Annotated in this window: 15 protein-coding genes; 11 read left to right on the top strand and 4 right to left on the bottom strand. The window is 38.9% G+C overall.

What is annotated here, in order from left to right; all coding sequences use genetic code 11:
- Window positions 1-61: 61 nt before the first annotated feature.
- The 9 genes from CTN01_RS05085 to CTN01_RS05045 all read left to right on the top strand — a co-directional run bounded on the left by CTN01_RS05085 (window position 62) and on the right by CTN01_RS05045 (window position 15,208).
- The gene (locus tag CTN01_RS05085) at window positions 62-523 is read left to right on the top strand and encodes a TetR/AcrR family transcriptional regulator (protein ID WP_045083083.1); all 462 of its coding nucleotides are present in this window, start codon (window positions 62-64) and stop codon (window positions 521-523) included.
- A gap of 190 nt (window positions 524-713) precedes the next feature.
- Window positions 714-1,940 (top strand): tyrosine-type recombinase/integrase, encoded by a 1,227-nt coding sequence (locus CTN01_RS05080; protein WP_107342108.1) that lies wholly within the window; start codon window positions 714-716, stop codon window positions 1,938-1,940.
- Window positions 1,937-3,676 carry a hypothetical protein gene (locus CTN01_RS05075; protein WP_045148427.1) on the top strand — a complete coding sequence of 580 codons (1,740 nt, stop codon included), beginning with the start codon at window positions 1,937-1,939 and terminating at the stop codon, window positions 3,674-3,676. Before CTN01_RS05080 ends, CTN01_RS05075 begins: the two co-directional genes overlap by 4 nt.
- Window positions 3,677-3,679: 3 nt before the next feature.
- Window positions 3,680-5,833 (top strand): integrase, encoded by a 2,154-nt coding sequence (locus CTN01_RS05070; RefSeq protein ID WP_045148425.1) that lies wholly within the window; start codon window positions 3,680-3,682, stop codon window positions 5,831-5,833.
- A 2-nt stretch (window positions 5,834-5,835) separates the two neighbouring features.
- Window positions 5,836-6,234, top strand: coding sequence for a hypothetical protein (locus CTN01_RS05065; protein WP_005367717.1), 399 nt, complete (start codon window positions 5,836-5,838; stop codon window positions 6,232-6,234).
- A gap of 431 nt (window positions 6,235-6,665) precedes the next feature.
- Complete coding sequence (locus tag CTN01_RS05060) at window positions 6,666-12,959, top strand: P-loop domain-containing protein (protein ID WP_107342107.1); 6,294 nt, start codon at window positions 6,666-6,668, stop codon at window positions 12,957-12,959.
- Window positions 12,862-13,575 (top strand): hypothetical protein, encoded by a 714-nt coding sequence (locus tag CTN01_RS05055; protein ID WP_045148423.1) that lies wholly within the window; start codon window positions 12,862-12,864, stop codon window positions 13,573-13,575. Before CTN01_RS05060 ends, CTN01_RS05055 begins: the two co-directional genes overlap by 98 nt.
- Before the next feature lie 783 nt (window positions 13,576-14,358).
- Window positions 14,359-14,820 (top strand): hypothetical protein, encoded by a 462-nt coding sequence (locus CTN01_RS05050; RefSeq protein WP_045150644.1) that lies wholly within the window; start codon window positions 14,359-14,361, stop codon window positions 14,818-14,820.
- Between the two features lie 40 nt (window positions 14,821-14,860).
- Window positions 14,861-15,208 carry a hypothetical protein gene (locus CTN01_RS05045; RefSeq protein ID WP_045150643.1) on the top strand — a complete coding sequence of 116 codons (348 nt, stop codon included), beginning with the start codon at window positions 14,861-14,863 and terminating at the stop codon, window positions 15,206-15,208.
- 189 nt (window positions 15,209-15,397) lie between these two features.
- On the opposite strand, the gene CTN01_RS05035 is transcribed toward CTN01_RS05045, so the two are convergent.
- The 4 genes from CTN01_RS05035 to CTN01_RS05020 form a co-directional block, all read right to left on the bottom strand.
- Window positions 15,398-16,678, bottom strand: coding sequence for a Y-family DNA polymerase (locus tag CTN01_RS05035; RefSeq protein WP_045150646.1), 1,281 nt, complete (start codon window positions 16,676-16,678; stop codon window positions 15,398-15,400).
- Window positions 16,675-17,382: a S24 family peptidase gene (locus CTN01_RS05030; RefSeq protein ID WP_107342106.1), complete on the bottom strand. Its 708-nt coding sequence runs from the start codon at window positions 17,380-17,382 to the stop codon at window positions 16,675-16,677. Before CTN01_RS05030 ends, CTN01_RS05035 begins: the two co-directional genes overlap by 4 nt.
- 91 nt (window positions 17,383-17,473) lie before the next feature.
- Complete coding sequence (locus tag CTN01_RS05025; protein WP_244156142.1) at window positions 17,474-18,121, bottom strand: endonuclease; 648 nt, start codon at window positions 18,119-18,121, stop codon at window positions 17,474-17,476.
- Between the two features lie 558 nt (window positions 18,122-18,679).
- The gene (locus tag CTN01_RS05020; protein WP_045150635.1) at window positions 18,680-18,988 is read right to left on the bottom strand and encodes a helix-turn-helix domain-containing protein; all 309 of its coding nucleotides are present in this window, start codon (window positions 18,986-18,988) and stop codon (window positions 18,680-18,682) included.
- 101 nt (window positions 18,989-19,089) lie between these two features.
- Between CTN01_RS05020 and CTN01_RS05015 the strand changes: the two genes are divergently transcribed.
- Both CTN01_RS05015 and CTN01_RS05010 read left to right on the top strand, forming a co-directional pair.
- The gene (locus CTN01_RS05015) at window positions 19,090-19,617 is read left to right on the top strand and encodes a hypothetical protein (RefSeq protein ID WP_045150634.1); all 528 of its coding nucleotides are present in this window, start codon (window positions 19,090-19,092) and stop codon (window positions 19,615-19,617) included.
- A complete protein-coding gene (locus CTN01_RS05010) occupies window positions 19,611-20,987 on the top strand; it encodes a DEAD/DEAH box helicase (protein WP_045150633.1) in 1,377 nt (458 codons plus the stop codon). Before CTN01_RS05015 ends, CTN01_RS05010 begins: the two co-directional genes overlap by 7 nt.
- The last annotated feature ends 603 nt before the right edge of the window (window positions 20,988-21,590 follow it).

Here is a 21,590-nt window from a genome sequence, read left to right as displayed (position 1 = left end):
TGAAGGATAATTATTGAAATCGTACTGTTGCATAAAATGATTATAATAGAGTCAACTCATTATGCCAAAGCGTAGTAAAGAAGATACAGAGATAACCATCCAAACGATTATGGATGCTGTAATTGATCAAATTCTTACCTTGGGTTACGACAAAATGTCATACACCACGTTGAGTAATCAAACAGGGATCTCTCGTACCGGTATTAGCCATCACTTCCCAAAGAAACAAGACTTTGCGCATGCACTTGATGGGCGTATCTATCAGCTGTTTGTTGATAAGCTTGATTTAACAGACGATTTAGCAGCATTTTCTGCAAGCTGGTCTGTTGCGCTTGATGATGAAAAATTCCGTGCAATTTTACGCTTACTTTTCCATCATATTTCTTCTGCAGAAACATCACATGAGTTTGCACACCGTGGAATTGAACGCTTATTTACTCTTTGTGAGCAGCGTTATGGTCAGCAAAGTATTGATGAATTAGAACGCCTATTAGGGCGCTCGTTGATTCGTTTAGCTCGATAAATCATTATTTGGGTATTTGTTTAATAAATACTATGATTTGATCCCATATTAAACCCGCTTTGTAGTGGGTTTTTTTTACAGCCAACATATCTAAGAAGTTGTTGAATACTGCATACAGTTAACAACTTTTTATTTGGATAAAGTTAGATTGTTATCCTAACTTTAAATTAGATTTTTTGTTGGGGGTGTAATGGAGCATTTTTATCATTTAGTGGCAACAAGCAAAGAGATTGAGATTGGTGATATTGAGGTGAATACGTCAGTTAAGCCTTATAATTATTCTGTTAGCAAGCCGATGCGCCATGAGGGTGTGAATCTTCTCTTTAGTTCGGAAGGTGAGCCAGAGTTTTATGCAAATGCTTATATCTTGAGTCGTCGCATTGTAGAAGGTGTTAAGGAGACTGAAACCACCTCTTATGCTCTATTGCGTTACTTTCGATTCTTAGCGAAAAATAGCCTCAATTGGAACGATGAGAATCAAGAGCTTGAACGTTACCCAATCTACCTTTTCCGCAGTTACTTAAATAAGCAAATTGATAAGGGGAATATGAGAAGAAGTGTCGGCTCTACTACCCTTTCTGTGATTCGTCGGTTTTATGTATTTTGTATGCGGCACGGTTATATCGAAAAATTACCATTCGAAGTGAATGGGTACACTAAGTACGGTCAAATGCTGACGGATATTACTATTACAAGTCCCAAGCAAGAAACCGAACTAAGACCAATGAATGACACTGATATTCAGCATATAAGGGATAATTGGCATCGAGCTGGCGTTTCTGGTGAGTTTCGATTGATTGTTGCTACCTCGATAAACTCTGGATTAAGAGCCATAGAAGTCTGTGATTTAAAACCTCGACACGTCAAAGTTCCAAAAGGGTTTAAGGGTAAGACATATACCGAAATTAAAATTGGTAATTCTTTTGGCTGTAAAACAAAGCGTGGTACTGACCGAACTATCTCTATGCCCGTCTGGTTGATGACGCAATTAACGAAGTATTGTGAAAGTGAGCGCTACAAAGAGCGTGCGAGACTCTATTTTGCTATGACGGGTGATGAAGATGCTCCCATTTTTATTACTCGGGATGGGAATCGATTTCATGAGGGTGGGAAGAAGTCCAGTACGCTCGATACTCTTTGGAGTCGCTTGAGAGCAGCGATTAAAGAAAACAGTAATCCGCACTTTGACCATATTTATCATGATACGAGAGTCACGTTTCTGGCAAATAAATTTGAGTTACTGGTTAATACGGATGGTATCACAACTACTCAAGCGTTGAAGCTTCTTAAAGATGAGGCTGGACATCGAGCTTTGAGTACAACAATGCACTATCTCACCCATTGGGAAGGTAATCCAACGAAGAATATCGTGCCTGAATTGATGATGGATTTATTGGCAGAGGATTGCATCTTATGACCGATAAAATAGATGGCAGTAAGCCAGAAAATACTCGCACTTACCGCTCTATTTCCACGGATGAAATGCAATCGGAAAATACGTTAACAACCATTCATCAATGGGAATATATCTGGAAAAAGGGTGATGGTAGAATTGCTACCTGTGACTTCCAAGAGTTACTAAAATACAGCACTAAAAAGCATGTCCGTTTTCTTATTTCTAAAGTTGAGCAGTCGGGGTGGGCTGAAACATCGAAAGTTAATCATTTCAATTCCATTAGAGCTATATTATCCCACGCCTTTAATGAGCAAAAATGTATGAAAAAAGTTGAGCTATCTGTGGATACGGCTGCTGCCTATATTCATGCTCAATGGCTATCAATTAGAACAACAGGTGAAGGGTTACACGGTCAATCTAAATCAGCGAAAACGTTGGGTTGGGAGGCTTCTAAATATAGCTCTATGCTAAAAAAGTTTGGCTTAGGAGATATACCCAAAGCACGTCGAAATCTTGATACAAACTCTGCTGCTTTTGATTCGAACAACTATGAACAGAAAGAGCTTAAGTTAGTTGCTCGTGCTTTACTATCAGATAGAAAGACGCTGTATAAGCGTTATCTGGATGAGTCTATCAGTGATTACCAAAGAACGCTTACATTTAATTGCTTGATATCTAATGCCGTATTTCTATACATCTATTACACGGCAGCAGGTCAAACTGAGGCGTTAAATACTTACGTGATAGAAGGTGAATGGAAGGTTGATAAGGTTGGTGGCAATCGCATATCAGTGAAGGGATTAAAGACTCGTGGTTACAAAGAAGAGACACGTTCGTTTACACCAAGAGCAGCATCGAAAACGTTTTTTGAAGAGCACTTTCAATTATCAAAGCTAAACGCAGAAGATTTAGGATTGGATAAACATTATTTGTTTGTCCGTAGAAACGGAAAAACACCCACACAGTTGAATCTTTATCATTATATTCAACAACTAATGGAGCGCTCGGTATCATTAAAAATGGCTGTATCGAATAATGCCAGCTTCATTTTAAATTGTGAGCGATTAAAGTCCTCCGTGAAGCAATATGCAGAAAATAAGCTTGGTCGTTCAGGTGCAATGACGGGGACACGTAATCAATCTGAGTCTACTTGGAATAATAATAAGTACGGTAAGAATTCAAAAGAGGTCGCGAGACCTGAGTTGGCGATGGGAACGTCAACATTGTACGCTTACAGTAAAAACCCTACAGGTGGCGCTATGGTTGCTATTGCCACCACAAAGGCTAAACACTGTGAAGTTTTATCTGTAGAAGAAGCTGATGCACTTAGAGAGGCTTCTAAACATCCTATAGATGATATTTCTAATGGTGGGGTTTGCAAGGGGGAAGATACACCTCAGAAGCGTGAATTCCATAAATCAAACATGGATGTGGGTTTATTGGATGAGGATGATGTAAAGGGTTTAGGGTGTGGGTACGTCATAAAATGTTTCGTCTGTCGAAACTTTGCTGTCATTGATGAAGTTCATGATATTTGGCGTTTTCTTTCATTTGAACTCAGGTTGAAAGAGGCGCTGATTGTGCACAAAGATTTAACGCACTTCATTAACAATTTTGGTGAGGTTCAAGCGTCCATTACTGAAATTAAAAAGCGCTTCAAAAAAAGAAACCTCAAAGCCGCAGAAACCTATCTGAAGCGTCAGGGGTGTCATCCCTTGTGGGATGAGGACTCTATCTCGGATATTTTTAAGGGGTAACTTATGTACAGCATTAGTCATCATCATGCTTTATTTGATAAGTATTCGTTATCAACCGACACAAGCTTTACGATGCCGACAATAGGGACAGTGGTGAGCGTTAAAATAGATGGTAGCCCAGCCTCTTATTTTGAAGATGATAAATGGAATTTTAATGACTTGTTTAATACGAAAGGGGCTGCGGAGGGTGGGTACATAATAAACTTTCAGTCCCAAAAGCATAACCCTGAGTTACTGCTTGAATTAAAGCAGAGAGCCTATTGGTTAATTTGGGGAGGTAAAGGTTCATTACTGGAAGTTGAAGGCGCTGGCACTTTTCGTAAGATTGAGTCCATTATCAATTTATTAAACAAGTTGAACCCTTTATTAAGGATATTCAAAGGGACTCGCATTAACCGCTTTAGATATTTATCTAATGAAATTATTTTCTCGCAAATTATCGAGTCATTGAAAGGTTTGGGTGAAGAAACAATTACTCATAAGCTAGATGCGCTAAGTGTGTTGACGCAGGTTAATTCTCAGTTCCCTGAGCATCAGCGATTTACTATTCCTTATCAAGACGGTCAAACAGCAAGGACGCTAGCTAAAAAAATAGCAGGTAAAGGTCGCGGTCATCAACCTACGGTTATTCCTGTTATCTATGAGCAGTTTTTATCTCGAACTGTTAATGAAGTGGAATCAGCTTATCAAAAGTTCTTGAATGGGCGTGATTTTGATGCTGATGTGGATAGTGAATATCAATCCTTACTTGCCGATTTAGATACTAGTGCTGAAATCGAAGCGCTATACCAAGAGCTGACAACGGATGTCGATATACAAGAAAGGGCAAATAAAAATACATGTTCTGAAAAGGACATTCGTGATGATTTCATGAAAAAGGCACAGGAAGCCGTTGAAATAACGTATCGAAATCAAGCTTATCAGTCCGTCCTTGAAGTCTACAAGACCAATAATCCCCTCCTTGATGTAAAAGAATATGCGAAATGTAACGGTATAACAGAGAGAGAAGCTGTCGATAAATTTAGAATCATCGAAGGCGCTTGCTTTGCCGCTTGTTCTGCTTTTACGGGGATGCGGGTAAGTGAGCTGACACAAATTGATAACACCTCTTACAAAGAGGTTGATATTGACGGTATCACTCTTTGCACCATGCGCTCTTGGACAAATAAATTAGAGAAACTGGATAGAGAAGATGTATGGGCATGTGCGCCAGTCTGTAGAGAAGCCTTGTTGGTCTTAACTGTACTGAACGATAGTTATCGTGATGAATCAGGTAATATCCATCTTAGCCCACGATTTAGTTTCGCTGGGATAAGTAACTCAGGTAATAATATTAAACGTCAATTGAAAGATGCGGTTTTGCATACTCAGAATTTGAGTGTATTGTTTTTATCTTATAGTAATTACCTCGATATTCGTTACATACCTGATGAAATGGATGAGGTATACAACCTGTTAAATCCTATTGTGGCGGAAAGACTTAACCCTATTAAAGCAAATGATAAAGGTGAATTGTTTTGGAGTGTTTCAATACACTCATTAAGACGCACCTTTGCACACTTTGTGGTTGGGCATGGTCTTGTTTCTCTCGCTTCACTAAAGCATCAGTTTAAGCACATCAATCTTTCTATGACGGCTATTTATGCTAGCCACTCCGAAGTTTTAACGCTCATGGGTATTCAAAATCCAGCAGCGATTAAGAAAGACATAGAAGAGCAAGAGAATGAGCAGCACCGTGAATACATGAAGGACATTATTGAGCACCCAGAAGAGCAATCGGGTGGCTACATAAAAGCATTTGAAGGTGATGGCGTGATAACTTCAAGTGAGTTTGATGAACTAGTTGCTACAACAAAGGGGAAGAATAAATCGACAGGCTTTGGTACTTGCTTCGCAGGAGAGTTGTGCAGGATGAATCATTTATTTGAATCCTCTAAATGTGTGGGGCGAGACTGTGAGAATCTTAATATTAATAAAAAAGAAGCTGAGAATTGGGTTAGAAGGCGAAATGGTTGTATCGCTAAAATCGAAAAGATGAAAGAAATGAATTTCTTTAATAAGAGTTCTCTAGCTACCCAGTTAACCGACATAAGAGCAGCAGAAAAAGTCATGTCCGATCACGGAATCGAATTCGAAAAGTATCAGGTAGGAGCTTAGGTATGGCAGCAGTAGGCGCTAAGTTAGAGAAGGCTTTCAAGGAGTTGGTTAAAGAAGGTAAGAAGATTAGTCCGTTTGCCGTTGAGAAACGTGCTGGCGTGTCTAACGGCTCTTTGAAAAATCACCCCGTATTGTTAGAAATGGTTCTGGCTAAAAAGGAAGAATACCTCACTGACCCAAAAAATGTAGGCAAGGTCAAAGCAAAGGCGAATAAATCAAAGGCTCAAGTTTCTAGTGATAAGTATCAGGAAGCGTTGAAGCAAAATGAAAGACTGAAAGCGAAGAATGAGCAATTAGAATCAGAGCAAAAGGTTATGGCTGATAAAGTAGCTCAAATGACTTGGGAGTTACATCGGTATAAGTCGAAGACCAGTAAAAATGTCCATAACTTAAAAGTTTAATCATTTTTGGAAAATGATTGTAGCTTACAATTGGTTGGAAAAAGCAGTCTGATTCTACTCATATTGCTTGTCAAAAAGCGAGTGATGGAGCGAAAGTGTACAAGAGTTATGATGCTGCAATAGCTGCCGCTGTGGGTGGACAACAGGATGGACAACAAAGTTTGAAACTCACTTTTGCCCCATTCCTTGTTAGAACAAATACTCATTCATATTGTATTGACGTGATTTTGGATGAGATATTCTAATCAAAGTTAACTTAAAGTTTAATGTAGTTCAAACCTCACATGTGCATAGCTATTCAGGGGGCTGATTTGTCGTAGCAACCTGCAAAGCTGCTCTAGGACAAAAAGCGTGTTGGGGCCATCGCTCTATGTTAGTATTATTTCTAATTTAACCTCTCTAATGCATTGATAAATTAAGAAAATACGGCGATGAAAAAGAACTCTGACTTGATCCACTATTCAAGAGCTGGTGATATTTTTCACTACAGATGGGCAGTAAAGCGATGTTTAGAGCTATTAGACTTCAATACTGACTTGCAACACATCACTATTGAGGGGTCACAAGAATGTGGCTTAGCTGGCGAATGTGTTGTTGATCTAGCGGAGTATCGTCAATCTTCAAAGGGCGACCTACGTGTAGAATATTTCCAGTTAAAGCATTCGACTGTGCGAGCTGACACCCCATTTACACTGTCTAAATTGAAAGAAACTATTGAAGGATTTGCACAGCGTTATTCTGAATTAACAAGATCCATAGAAATTTTAAAAAACGTAAAATTTACAGTACTTACAAATCGCTTAATTTCACGAAACTTTAAGAAATACATTGAGAAAATAGCTAGTGGTGAAAATGCCCCTGATGGATTTACGAAAACACTTGAAGAATATACAAATTTCAAGGGGCAGAAGCTCAAGCAATTTTGCGAATGCTTACAGTTGTGTGATTCCGAAGGCAATTACGATGAACAAAAATACGATATTCACAAAGAGCTAGCTAAGTTATCTGTTTCAAAAAATATCCTAGATAGAGAAAAGCTGTTAGTAGCCAAAGTTTGGGAAAAAATCGAGCCGGGTCAATCTAATGTCATTAAACGAGAAGATATGCTTGAAGCTTTTGATGTAACAAGTTTCGATGACTTTTTCCCAGCTCCGCCACTCTTTGAGCCAATCGACAATTACATCCCTAGAGATGAACAAACCTGTATCGTTGCGTCTATAAAGTCGGCTACAACACACACTATTATCACTGCAAATGGTGGTGTAGGTAAGTCAATTTTAAGTAGTAACCTCTTTACCGAATTCAATGAACCATCAATCGTAATAGCATATGATTGTTTTGGGAACGGAAGTTACCGTAGAACAAGCGCTAAACGGCATGAAGCCAAATACGCTCTTACTCAGGTGATCAACACGCTTGCAAAAGAAGGTTTATGCGATCAGATAATACCAACTAGAAACGAACCAGATGAGCACTGGATTAAGGCATTTTTGAACAGAATTAGAGAAGTTTGTACTACACTATCAGCGCAGGATGAAAGTGCTTTTTTAGTATTAATCTTTGATGCCGCAGACAATGCTGAAATGGCAGCTGAAGAACACGGGGGGACGTGTTTCGTCAGCCAACTTTTAAAAGAAGTGGTGCCTGACAATTGTAGATTGGTGTTTACGTGTAGACCAGAGAGATTAGATCTTCTCGACCCACCGTCTTCCATTAAACCAATCCAACTATCTCCGTTTTCAAACGATGAAACGCTTGTCAATTTACAAGCTAAGTATTCGGCTTCAACCATAGAACAAGCTACTGAGTTTAATCGCTTAACAGGCGGAAACCCGCGAGTGCAATCTAATGCACTATCATTAAAAATCTCTTCGTTGAGCAACCTGTTACTGTCTTTTGGTTCGAAAGTATTAACTGTTGAAGACTTAATAGAACGGCAATTAGAAGAGTCAATTTTTAGAATTAAGGATGAGTTTCCTAAAAACTATCGTGAGAGCATAGACAGTATCTGCATAGGGTTGGCTGTGTTGCCACCATTTGTGCCAATAGCAGTTTTAGCGAAGGCGGCTAATGTATCTACGGACTCAGTAAAAAGTTTTATAGCAGATTTAGGCCACCCGCTATGGCAAATTGATGACACCGTTCAATTTAGAGATGAACCAACTGAAAAGTGGTTTCAAGATAACTACTCTACAACTCCCGAAAAAATATATTCGTTTGTAAACGCGATTAAGCCACTTGCGACAGAATTTCCGTATGTTTCAGAGTCACTTCCTTTACTATTACTAAAAGCTGAGCAGTTAGACGAATTGGTGGAGCTAGCGTTGTCTGAGAATTTCCTCCCTTCAATCAGTTCTTTTGATGATAATCAAGTGAAAGTGCAAAGATTACAGTACGCATTTAAAGCTGCTCTAAAGACCAACCGGTTATATGAAGCGGCAAAACTGGCGCTGACCGCTGGTGAAGAGATTGCTGGGAATGACCGCCAAATAGATATTTTAAAAAATAATGTAGATCTTGCTTCTTTGTTTTTATCTCCTGGGCGCATACAAGAACTTGCTCATAGAAAAGAGTTAAGTGGTAGCTGGGATGGTTCAGAAACTGTATTCGCAGCATCTTTACTGTCGAGTGTATCCGGTTTGAAAGGTGAGGCCTATAGTTACTATAGATCTGCTGTACATTGGCTTCGCCGTTATTTTCAAAAACGTAACGAGGCAAAAGATGAGAAAGAAAGGTTTAATGAAAAACTAGAAGATATTGAAATCGTAGAATTAGCATTTGCACTATATCGAATTAAAGGCTGGAAAAAATGTGCCGATTTCTTACTCTCTTGGAGCCCATCTTCATGTATATATAGGATTACTTCTAGATTTACGGAAAGGCTTATTGATGTAGGAGACTTTGAACATATAGAAAAGATGGCAAACTACGGTAAGCACAATCCTAGTTTCATTATCGCTATCACTTCAGAATTGATGAAAGTGGGGAAACCCTCTCCTAGAGGTTGCCTAACTCACTGCCTAAATCAAATTATTAAGCTGGAATCTAAGTTAGATAAACCTTCTGAATCTTTTCACAACACCGGTTTTACAGCCGATGCATACTTATCATTTTTTGAAGCCTGTTTAATTCATGACTTGCCTATCGCGAATATTCGAAGGGGGGTTAATTATTACTTCAATTTCCCCATGTGCTATCGTGTTGCTGATGATCATCAATATGATGGTGCAAGGGAGAGCCTTCTACGCTACTTATCTATTCATGCAGCACTCAAAGGTGATTTTGATTTAAGCTTGGATAATTATATTCCTAGTAGCTGGAGTAGTAAAAATGATTCTTATGAAGCCAAGAGAGAGTTAGAGCGAGCTAAAGAGCAAGTTGGCAAGCTTTTACCTTGGTATATGGTAAGAGCTAAAGTTTTATCAGGTATAGACATAAACTTAAAAAAAGAGCATGAATCTGCAAACAATATATCTTCAAAAATAGGATACAGCTCTTATCGGGAATATGAACCAGTGCCTTTCGAAATTACAAAGGCAAAGTTTGAAAACATCCTGTTTTGTAACTCTGACTTCTTAGAAGAACAAGATCTGTTCGTAAAAAATTACAACGACAATAAACTCAAAGTATCTTTTGTTGATGATTTCTATTTTCTTAGAGCTAGTTGTAGGAACGATAAGCTTCTTGAGCTAAGTGAGTCAATAGAAGAACATTGTTATTCATCTTTAAGAAACTATGACTATGACGAATCTCCAGAGTCGCGTTCAGAGCACTTTATTAAATTATCAAGAGCAGTCCTTTGTGTCGGCAGAGATGATGCCGCGTCTTATTTTGATGAGGCGCTAAACAAAGCATTAGACTTTGGAGAAGAAGGTGTCATTCGTTGGGAGGCATTAACATCAATTGCTAAGCGCAGTTCACAAAGTGGGGTCAATAATCCAGCGCTTGCCCATCGCTATATGAGATGTGCAGAAATGATTGGTGATTCAGTTGCCAGAGAAAAATACTGGGATCGCAATGATGCTGTATCAACCAGTTTTCAACTTTCGTCAGAATCAACTTTCCCCATACTAAGTCGGTGGAAGGATAGAAACGTAGGTTGGCATGAAAGGCAAATATATGCTCTAGCGCATAGTGCGGTAGACTCAGATCTTGCATCACCAGCTTCACTATGGTCATTGTCATCATTTTCTTGGGAATATGGACTTTATGACTTTTTAAAGAAATGTCTTGCCAAAGACCATTCCAAGCATAATCAGCAACGAATGCTAGATGATTATATTCGACTTTTGAGAACACAAGGAATTGTCGGTGATAAGTGGATAGAGATACATAAATTAGCAACGCAATATAAGCTGGAGTGTATAACATACGATGAAGTTAAGCGGCTCGCAGCGTCTTTAAAGCAAGATAGAGCCGGCTCTTTACCTAGTGTAATGAAAAAAGAAGAAACTGAAGAATATCAGTGGGATAAGCTTTACGGACAATTTGACTTGTCAACTGACGCTGGCTTCAGAGATGCATTCCAGTGCTATAAAAACCAAGGTTACCCAAGGAAACCCGAACAGTTTTGGCGGGGATGCTATAAAAAGATTACTTCACGAAGATTACGTTCATTCCTAGATGTAATTAGTCAGTCAGAGCAACTAGATTTTTATGATCTTCGGTGGGCATTTGAAAATATCCCTGATGCATGGAAAAACAAGGTCTCAGTAGAAAAGTCTTGGAATGATTCAGTTAAGTATATTGCTTCTAGGTATCCCACTAGATTCACTGCGATTTATGAAAGAGACTATATGTTGAATAGTTTCTTCTTAAATGAAGGTACTAATGTAGCCATAAAAGAAGGCGTTATTAAGGGACTATCAAACTCGGTCGATATAGAATCAGCTAGTGCCTTGTTTAGTTTTGCTCATTACAGTGCTAGTAATCTAAACATAGCAGAAGCCAAAGAATTAATAGACTTTGGCTTATCTAGGCTTGAGAGGTATATCGAAGAAGATTATGCCGATGGTAGTTGGAATGATTCTATACAAGTCCCCAAAAATCTCTCTCATGCTTTAGTTTGTTATATATATGCAAATCTCGGTTCACCTAAAGCTGAGGAACGGTGGAGAGCTGTGCATGCTGTTCGTACATTATACAAACTTAATTGCCAGCCTGAAATCAACTTGCTTATAGAATGTTACAACGAAGGACTACCTAAATATTATGTTCCGACCAAGTATACGTTTTATAATTTACATGCCAAATTATATTTGCTCGTAGCATTAACTCGTTGTGCAAGAGAATGTGCTAACTTATTGATAGATAATAAAAGTTTATTTTCTGAAATCGCTTTGAATAATGACTGTGGAATATTGTTTAAATATTATGGAAAACAAATATGCTTATCGTTACAGCAATATAGGCCAGATTGTTTCGACAGCTCTACGTTTGAAAAGCTTCAAAAAGTTTGTGTGTCGTCACACTCTACAATTAACGAAAACAAATATCGCTATTGCGTGGATTCACCTTGGCATAAAAAAAATACATTAGGCGATCTCCAAGAAGTTTGGTTTGCTTATGATTTCGATAGATACTGGTTTGAACCGTTAGGTCGTGTCTTTGGTATTCCAAGTGAGCAAGTCGAAGATCTTGCTAAAGATGTTTTATTTAACCGCTGGGAAATGAGCTTTGAATCTTCACACATACCAGACTCAAGAGCAGACCTTTGGAAAAATCGTAGAAATTGGAATGACATAGAGAGTTCACGTTCGAGTTATCCTAAAATTGACAACTACAGGTTTTATATATCATATCATTTGATGCTTGAAGTTGCCTCCAAATTACTGGAGACCATGCCAGTAATTCAGGGGGAGGATGATGACGTTAATTGTTGGGATGCATGGCTTAACAAGCACTTAATTCTTAATAAGAACGGTATACTACTATCTGAGCTTAGGGATCCTATACCTATTTACAAACCGGATTGGTTAAATGAAAAATATGATGAAGACTGGCCATGGCAAATAGTTGAAACAGACTTTATTGATCAGCTTATTGCCAAAGTCAAATCATCCACTTGGCTTAACGTTGAGGGCTGCTGGGATGAATATAAGGATGGTAGAAACGAGCATATATCGTTCTCTACTATTTTGGTTCCTAAAGAGCTAAGTCAGTCGCTTTTACATACAACTGCTAACTTCGATAGTCATATTGGTGAGTGTTATTTATACAACTTTTGCGATTCTGATTACGATTATCAAAACAATCAAAAGTTTCGTTGCAAGCAATGGCTGATCGCAGATGGTGAAATCAATGATATTGAACCGAAAGACCCATTCTCTGGAATAATATACGCTCAGCCCTATAAATTAAGCCAATGCGTGACTGATGTAATCAATGTGACTTACAGTGAAGATGAAAAGAGCTGTACTTTATTATCAGACCACAGCATATGTCTTGAAAATAAATACTGGAGTGAGGATAAGCCCAACGATCCAGATTTTCACATAAGCTCTGGCAGCTCTGCCTCAGCATCTCTTAACTTTTTAAAACTTATCTGTGACCAACTGGATGTGGATATTGCTATACAAGTAAATATTCAGCGAACTTTTAAAGGATCATACAGAAATAGGAATAAAGATGATGAACTCGGATACATACCAAGATACAGCAAAACCTTCATCTTATCTGGAGACGGAAAACTTAGAGACACAAGAAAAAGTTATCAATTTAGGTAAAAAACTCATCTCTAGCTTTCAAGAAAACGACCTAGATTATATTACAGCTTGGATGATTAATTACCTATCTGAGCAGATTCTTTTAGCTGAGAACGGAGATGATGAAGCGAAGAAGCAATGCTTTAATACTATAATACAGCTTTGGGAGAGCCGCTCAGTATTTCCTGACGGTACGAGACCATTTGAAAACTTCGAGCCTATATTTAAGGCTTTAGATTCGCTTAGCCCAGAAAACGTGATGCCTCGCTATTTATCAAGTAGTTATGATGGTCAGGAAAATGAGCAACTGGGAGATTCAACGTCTTGGGTTGAGCTAGCTAAACACCTCGATTCAGCAGCAAGAACTTTAATCACTTTTATATTTGAACAAGCTGTCGAGCACGCAAAAAATGATAATACAAAAGATTGGCTACAACATGTATCAGGGGCTGTGGATTCAAATGAATACCAGTTTATAGCTAGATTTTTAGATGAAATTGCACCAGATAAAACAGAACAAAGAGTTCAGAATTTAAGCAATAGAATAGCTAAATTAGAAGCTTTTGAAAAGATAAGCAAGTCGATTAGACAAGGGCTTCAGGAAGAATTGAGAATCTTGGAAACGAGTCGTACTTAAAGAGTTAAGCCTGTGGTTCTTTAGGGCTGCAGGGCAATGCTGAGACGATGGAGAAGCCTAAACACTCCGTTAATGATATCGCATTCGATCGAGAGTTGGTGACCAACAAAACCTCAGTATGTGATCTTGACGATGACAATATTCACAGATTAGCAATTAAGCTGGTGCTTGAGTAAGCGGAAATACTGGCAGTATGGTTGGTATATGTGCTTAAAGAGGCAAGGCATATAGCCTTGCTTTCTTTTTGCATTACCATTCGATAAAATTCTCAAACGCGCGTAGGTCACAATATATATTTTTATCTAAAGTAGCTAAATACAGCGAAAAGCTTAACTCATTATTGTCCATCTTCGAGTCAGCGAGATCTGCGCTGACTCAGTTATGCCCCAAAACGAGTTAGATCAAATACTCACTCACTTCTTATTAACGTGATTTTTGATTAGTTTTATTTACTGTGTATATCAACAGTTATAATGAAACGTGGTGATTTTATCGCTTTAGTTCTGTTTTTAATAAGAAATATTTCTTGTTAAAAACAGAAGTGGAATCATAACCAATTGAAAATTTTATCATTTAACATTTCAGTTTGTATTTAATAAGACTGATTAAATACATTTCTTACTTATCACATCCTATTATTGAGCGTCAGGCGTGAAAAATTGTTATCAACCTCATGATATATATAGATTATATCTAGTATGATAAAGGTTGTTTATGCGTGTATTTTTGCGCGAAAGTAAGAATGCTTATTAATATACTGTTAGGTATCGGAGAAAGTGCTCTATGTGGGGAGAACTTCACGAAGAAAAAGAAATAAATATTGCGTTGCCTGAACCAATGGGAGCAGGCAAAGGCAATCGTTTGTTTCGTGAGCTAGGAGCGAAGCTTCACTACGATGTATATGATTTTGCCGCTGCTAGTTCCGAAAATTGGCAGTCGGAATCTTTGCTTCACGTTAAGCTCAAATTCAATGGCAAAGAAGTAGACGCTCAGGAAAACTTTAACCTTATTTCTCTTGCCTACCCGTTCGCAGTTCGTCCCAGTTCAGATCAACAGAAAGCTCTAAATCTCATTAGTAAAATTATTTCTAAGTTTAATGGCAATGCTACTTACCAAGATCAAGAGTTTTCAGTTTCCACTGTTCAAAGCGACTGGGATTTATGTAACGATTTTCTACTTAAAGAGTGGGGCGAAGAGCCTGGTAGCCAATCGCTGGCAATCATGATCCAGGAGAATTATGCCTAACAATGCCCCATATGGCGGCGTTATACGTTTCTGAGGAATTATGGATAAAGTTGAATTTGTAAAAGCCATTAAAGAAGTTGTTGAGCCTTCTTCGGTAGAAAATACGATTGAAAACTTATCGGAACCACCTGGTAGATCTCCCGATAAGCGTTTACTCGAACAATCGAATTGGTTTAAGTCATTGCCCCCAAGTGAGCAGGCGTTGGTTCAGGGTCTTATCGAGGATGCTGTCAAAGAGTCGGTTTTCGGTATGCTTTGTGTGCTTGATGGTGTCAGACCAATAGCTAGTAGCGACGATAGCTCGATGAATATCCAGTTGACCATCGGAGACTCACTGATAAATGACACTGAATCAGAGTGCCTGCACGACATTTACCAAAACGTATAACAATCTGTTTAAGAGGGATTCGCAACGCGAGGCATTTTCACTATGCGTTGGTTTTAGTGGTTAAGGTGGTATGCGGCAACTTCGGTATTGCGTTGCTCACCCCTTAACAGGGCGTTATCCCTACTTTTCCTAATACTTACCAGCCAAAATAGAGCAAAGTGCGTAACTCGCTTTTGTCCAAAAGTGTCTTTAAACACACTTTACTACCACAATGTCTTTAATGTCGGTGTAGTAGTTCTCTAGCTCTAACATTTCTATTTCTCCCTGCCGTTCGTGGTAGCTGCGTTGCTGACATGCAAAACCGATCACGCCTTTACCAAAGCGATCGCTTAATTGGTCGAGGGCGTTGTTTAAGGTGTCTTTGTTATCAAAGCGGTTAAATAATTCGAACTGTTTTACTTCGGCATCAATCAGGCTTGGGGCACCCACGCCCACTTTGTATATCGGTTGCTTGGCAAGGTTGTCGGGGATCAAATCATCGAATAAGGTGCGCAATTGTTGCAGGGCAAAACTGGTATCGGTTAGGCCGTTTTCGAGTGTCAGTTCACCACGGCGATAAAACGGCGGGCAACGGTCGTATTTTGAGGTGCTGACAAATACCGAAAGGGTTTTCATCTCGCTTTTTTGGTCACGTATTTTGCGCATCACTTCGGCGCAGTGGTGAGCCAATTCGGCAAAAAGGTCGTCTCGGTGGTGTAGGCGATCACGATAAGAAGCGGTAGACCATATCTGTTTTTTCTTTTCTCGCTCAACGGAAATATCTAAACAGGCGATTCCATTAAGCTCTGAAATCACGTTAGCGACGTTGATGGAATAGCGTTTGTGATAGGTTTTTGTGTCGCACTGCTTTAGTTGGTAGGCGGTTAAAATGCCTTCTTGTGTTAGGTGTTTATTCAGTTGTCTGCCTATGTTCCAAAGTTTACCTACGGGCATTTGTTTTAAAACCGCATCGGTTTCTTTCTCGCTTATTAATACACATTGTCCCTGGTAAGGTTGGCAGTTCTTCGCTGCCCACGAGGCAACTTTGGCCAAGGTCAGGGTTTTACCTACACCAGCGCCTGTCGGTACACCGGTTTCTTTGTAAATGGCTTTACGTAAGGCTTGTACGTGTTCATTCAGATCGACGTTGATTTGGTACAGGTGGCTCACATCATAAAACACTTCATCTACGCTGTAGCGCATCGAACGGGCACCTTGTATGTGCTTTTCAAGGGCGGTCATAAAGCGATCTGAATGGTGAGAAAAGGTGTTGAAGTTGGCTTTATATACAATGCCTTTGTGTACCCGTAGGCGGTCTATTTCTTCCCATATTGGGGTGAATTTTGAAATGCCGATGTTAGTGCAAGCACGGTTAGCGGCAATGGAGATCCCTTGACCTGCTGTTACCAGCAACGGGGTATTTCTCAGGGCTGGCTTGTAGGTAATGCAAGATTCGGCGTAAAAACGGGTGCCATCAAGTAAGCAAATCATAAGGTAACAGGGCGGTGTAATCGTAGGCTGTAACGCACCACGCCATGTAAGCGGGTGTAGTCGTTTTGGTTTATTGGGTGTGGCTGAAAGCTGGGGTTATCTGAATACAAGGTTCTGCTGTGTAGGTTTACGCGCTTTACGACAAGATCGTTGTTTAACGAAAGTACGATAACGTCTTCGTTCTCAGGGTTGAGGTGGCGCTCTAATACCAGTATGTCGTGGTCCCAAATGTACGGCAGCATGGAAAGCCCAGCCGCACGGCACAAGATGGTGGAGTGCTCTTGGGTGATCACAAGTTGGTGTAGGTCGAGTTCGGTTAAGTCATGGTGCCATGGTAATAACGGCGGTTGCCTGAAGTGATGGATAGAGAGGGTGACCACGCCTATTACGTGTAAGTCGTCCCACTCTTTACCTGATGCGGCAATGTGTTGGCATAGCAGGCTCCAACGTGCGATATGGTTGTCACCGTGTTGCTCAAATACAACAAGGTCGCTGTTTAGGGGCTGTAAGGCACTGTCTATGAGTAGCCAATCGCCTTTGGCGATCCCTAGCTTTTTGTAGGTGTTGTCGGCGCTCATTATCCGCATAGATGAATGGCTGTGTACAAACATGGTTTGTAGGTTTAGCGATTTTTTCCGAAAGCGAATAGTGGGGTTTTCAAAGCCGGTGATCCCCGCCTGTACGTAAGTGTTAAGTGTAATCATGTTTAAAAATACTGTATATATGTACAGTTATTTTAGGGGTGTTTTGAATTGAATGCAATTTGCTTTTATACGCAAATGTTTTTCAACAGCATCAGTTACAACGACTTAGTAATATAGGGTTCTTATTTCTCTGTGTTTTTTCAATCTTTTCTGAGCGCTCACATTCCCATTTAGTAACAGGGTATTGTTTATCCCACGCTTCCATTAATTGGCGCTGTTGGCGGCTCATTTTGTATTTTGGATATACAGCTTCAAAGTACATATAAGTACGTGCAACTATTCCTCGCGAACGTTCAGGTGGCTGTGCCTTCTTGCTTTTGGAATCTATGATCATTTCACAGCTACCAAATGTGCGATAACTGTTATTTAAAGAGTTAGCTATCATCCCAAAGTTATAATTTTGTCGTGTTGCATTTACGGCACCAACGGCTGGATACAAGTTGTATAGATCGGATTGCATCAAGCGATATTCTTTATTCGCTTTTTCTGCACATTTACGGCCTTTAAATTCTTTTCCTTTCCTATTAACACAAACTATATTACCTTCACGCCATTCGCTAAAAGCACGGCCAAAGTTCTCGGCTGGAATGATATGTTCTGCTTCCCAGCGTTTAGTTCGTTTCTTGTGTACTTCTGTTGTAAACCCTTTGGGTAATTCTATGTACTTATCTTTATTAAAAGAGGCGCCGCAATAAAGGGTTTCCATGTCATCTTTGTTGGTATAAATATCTCTCTGCATGTGTTTCTTTGCTTTGCTGAAAGATTGAATTGTAGTGTTCCCTTGGTAACTATCAGCAATACAGAAAGTGGGAATAACTGCTGTGGTTATTAGTATTAATTGTTTAATGGTAACAATGCCCTATTAATTAAGTAAATGAATAGCTAACAAGAATCGTAACTTATTAAAGATATCTTAGAAACATCAAAGAAATATGTAGTGACCAAATTTAATGTACTACTACAAATAATCTATTTAGATGTTTAGAGGTATTGTTAAATGACAGCCCACAATGGCGGTCTTTTTGTACCCTAAAAGGCACTTCATGGAGAAGTTATCGATACTTTTTTCTAATATCTACTAGCCGAAATAGGGTAAATTACCTAACCAATTTCTGTCCATGAACATTTAAGCGCTCCCTTTATGACAGCTTTGATGGCTAGCTTCTGTGATCACCGAGCGATTCTGTCGTATCGTAATTACCAAGGGAATGTGTCGCGATTAATTTACTAAGTGTTGAATATCGTACTTTGAAACAGATTGTTAATTACATCGTTTTAGAGAAGATAAAAGATTTCTTTAATTAGAGGAAAGCAAACTTTCAAGTAACGAAGCTTTATCTTCATCGCTTAGTTTTTCAATAGCACACACAAGCTCCGCACTTAATTCATTCTCACAGAAGAAATATTGCAGCGGAACACCTAGTTCTTCAGCCATTCGCTTCAAAGTACCAATATCTGGCACATGACGCCCTTTTTCATAATGATTCATTCGGCCACTTGCTGAGCTTTCTTCCATACCAATCTTCACCCCTAAATCCTTTTGGGTGATTTTTGCTTTTTTACGCGCTGCTTTGAGCCTCGCAGGAATGGGGTTGTTGTATTCCACTTAGACATTTCTTTAAGACCTATAGATAACTTAGATTGTCTAAGTTTTACCGATTTTTGTATACTTAGCAATCCTAAGTTTTTATTGGTCTAAATTTACACATGAATACAATCATCAAAATAAATGCTCATATGTTTAACCTATTGATTGAAAATAAGATGGATGATTTTTCGGTGATAGAGCTTAGAGATGCACTATTTAGTCTGGATGTGTCGTTTACTGATAAAGAAGATGCGAGACAATATGTGTATAGACAAATTCTATCGTTTGAAAAAAATGGATGGCTAACATCTTTAGGAAAAAGAAGAGATAAACGTTACTCAATAACAGATAAATTTAGAGCTCAATCTTTTGCGCCAAAACGTGATGAAAAAGTAAGATCAACAAGTTGTGTTGGCAACATTATTGAAATCCTAGTTCAAGAGAAAAAGGAGTACGAGGCTGAGCTCGCAATTACACTGGGCGAAGTAGAAGAATACCAATCATTACTTAATCGTTTCCCCAATGATGAGGAAATATTGACTCCGCTTTTTGATGCTGCTAAAGAACGCTCCGCTAAACTTTTGGGCAAAGTAAATGCGTTAACAAATCGTTTGCAGGTAAAAAATAGTAAGGTGTCCCTATGCTGAGGTTGTGGCAGTCGGAATGTGCTAATAAAGCGTTAGATAAATATATAAATGGACATTCACACTTCTTTTGCCAAGCGACTCCAGGTGCTGGAAAGACCATTATGGCTGCAGATGTCGCCAAATCATTATTGGATAATGATGAAATAGACTTAGTACTCTGTTTTTCGCCTTCTTCTGCAGTCGCTGAGGGAATTAAAGCGACATTTTCATCTTATTTATCATGCACGTTTAGTGGCAGGTTAGGAACTTTAGGAGCATCATACACATACCAAAGCATCAAATATCTTGATGATTCCTTTTGGGAAACGTTAAAGAAATATCGAATTTTTGTCGTGTTTGATGAAATCCATCATTGTTCGTTTGATGAGGATGGGAAAAGTAATTCATGGGGAGAGCAAGTCGTATGTAAAGTACAGCGACTAGCTAAATATACATTAGCGCTATCAGGTACGCCTTGGCGCTCTGATCGTTTACCCATAGCAATGGCGGAATATTCTGATCCTGAAGGAATGCTTGTCTGTGATTATCAATACACGTTAAATCAAGCTGTTAAAGATAATGTCTGTCGTCGGCCTAAGATTGTATTGGTTGATAATGAAGGTTTATCGATTAAAGATGAATCTAGTCACTCATTTTCATCAATTGCTGACTTACTTCAACATACAAAAGCTTCATATCAATCGATTATCCATAATCAGGCTGCTGTTATCTATATATTAAAGTCGGCTTGTATAAAGCTCTGCGAGATTAGAAAAAGAACACCGAATGCAGCAGGGCTGATTATTGCAACTTCAGTATCACACGCTAAATGGATACAAAAGTTGTTAGATGTTGAACTTAAGCAAACTGTTTCTATCGTTACTTATCATCATCAATCTCCAATGGAAGAAATTCAACGTTTTAGAAATGATAAAACACAATGGATAGTCAGCGTGGGAATGATTAGTGAAGGTACTGATATACCAAGACTTCAAGTTTGTTGTCACTTAAGTGCAGTTAAAACTGAGTTATATTTTAGACAGGTCTTGGGGCGTATTTTGCGTGTAACTAATAGCGTTAATCAAGATGCATGGCTTTATACATTTGCTGAAAGTAACTTGGTCGAATTTGCTGAACGTATAGAGCAAGATATACCAGAGTCTTGTTTGTATATCGATGTTGAGCTGCCTGTCGAAGACATCATTAGTAACACGAAAGTAAAAGCAACTGAAAGTAGTACGACTACAGATAGTGGCTTTTCTTCACTTTTAATTGATTGGGCAGACGAAGTGTCAAATAGCTCTAACAGTAGTAGCGAAATGATTTATCAAGAATCTGAACGTATCAAGTTAGGGCAATATAGAGAGCGAGTAATTGCTGCTTTTTCTTAATTAAAGTATCAAAGTTAATCTTAATACAAAGTGTTTACAAGGCTGTTTAATTTTGTGAGCAACTAAATGAACGAAATAGTCGCTTGATAGTTAAGGTCTGACAGAATCGCTTAGTGATCACAATTCATCTGCAGGCACGTCACCCGCTGGCACTTCATAAACTAGAAGTGCCCCATTATTAGTCAGAGTAAATGCTCATTCATATCGTATTAACAGGATTTTGGATGAGATGTTCTAATCAAAGTTAACTAAAATATTTTGTTTAAATTCTGGATGTTTTATTACTCTCTTCCATAAAAAACGCCGAGTTTGAGGTTTTTAACCTCGCTGAGAATACACCTATAACCAGCTGGGCAATAATTGGCCTGAAGGCTTAAATTTTCTAGATAAATCTTAGATACATATTCAAGTAACCGTTTACATATTTTTTTCACCGATAAAAAACGCTCCCATTAGAGGGAGCGTTTAAGGCAATAAATGTAAGGGCTATACAAGATTAGCGAAGTACTCTCACCGTATGTTTACTTAAGAACTCTTTAGCAAAGTCGTTGACTTGTTTTTTCTGGGCATCAGATAAATGACTCATTGTTTCAAGGTATTGTT

The sequence above is a fragment of the Photobacterium angustum genome (assembly GCF_003026365.1).
Lineage (GTDB): Bacteria > Pseudomonadota > Gammaproteobacteria > Enterobacterales > Vibrionaceae > Photobacterium > Photobacterium angustum.
This window is presented reverse-complemented; position numbering and strand designations above follow the sequence as displayed.

Excerpts from the sequence above, each read along its gene's own strand:
- CTN01_RS05085 (WP_045083083.1), top strand. The coding sequence starts at position 62 with ATGCCAAAGCGTAGTAAAGAAGATACAGAGATAACCATCCAAACGATT.
- CTN01_RS05080 (WP_107342108.1), top strand. The coding sequence starts at position 714 with ATGGAGCATTTTTATCATTTAGTGGCAACAAGCAAAGAGATTGAGATT.
- CTN01_RS05075 (WP_045148427.1), top strand. The coding sequence starts at position 1,937 with ATGACCGATAAAATAGATGGCAGTAAGCCAGAAAATACTCGCACTTAC.
- CTN01_RS05070 (WP_045148425.1), top strand. The coding sequence starts at position 3,680 with ATGTACAGCATTAGTCATCATCATGCTTTATTTGATAAGTATTCGTTA.
- CTN01_RS05065 (WP_005367717.1), top strand. The coding sequence starts at position 5,836 with ATGGCAGCAGTAGGCGCTAAGTTAGAGAAGGCTTTCAAGGAGTTGGTT.
- CTN01_RS05060 (WP_107342107.1), top strand. The coding sequence starts at position 6,666 with ATGAAAAAGAACTCTGACTTGATCCACTATTCAAGAGCTGGTGATATT.
- CTN01_RS05055 (WP_045148423.1), top strand. The coding sequence starts at position 12,862 with ATGATGAACTCGGATACATACCAAGATACAGCAAAACCTTCATCTTAT.
- CTN01_RS05050 (WP_045150644.1), top strand. The coding sequence starts at position 14,359 with ATGTGGGGAGAACTTCACGAAGAAAAAGAAATAAATATTGCGTTGCCT.
- CTN01_RS05045 (WP_045150643.1), top strand. The coding sequence starts at position 14,861 with ATGGATAAAGTTGAATTTGTAAAAGCCATTAAAGAAGTTGTTGAGCCT.
- CTN01_RS05035 (WP_045150646.1), bottom strand. The coding sequence starts at position 16,678 with ATGATTTGCTTACTTGATGGCACCCGTTTTTACGCCGAATCTTGCATT.
- CTN01_RS05030 (WP_107342106.1), bottom strand. The coding sequence starts at position 17,382 with ATGATTACACTTAACACTTACGTACAGGCGGGGATCACCGGCTTTGAA.
- CTN01_RS05025 (WP_244156142.1), bottom strand. The coding sequence starts at position 18,121 with ATGCAGAGAGATATTTATACCAACAAAGATGACATGGAAACCCTTTAT.
- CTN01_RS05015 (WP_045150634.1), top strand. The coding sequence starts at position 19,090 with ATGAATACAATCATCAAAATAAATGCTCATATGTTTAACCTATTGATT.
- CTN01_RS05010 (WP_045150633.1), top strand. The coding sequence starts at position 19,611 with ATGCTGAGGTTGTGGCAGTCGGAATGTGCTAATAAAGCGTTAGATAAA.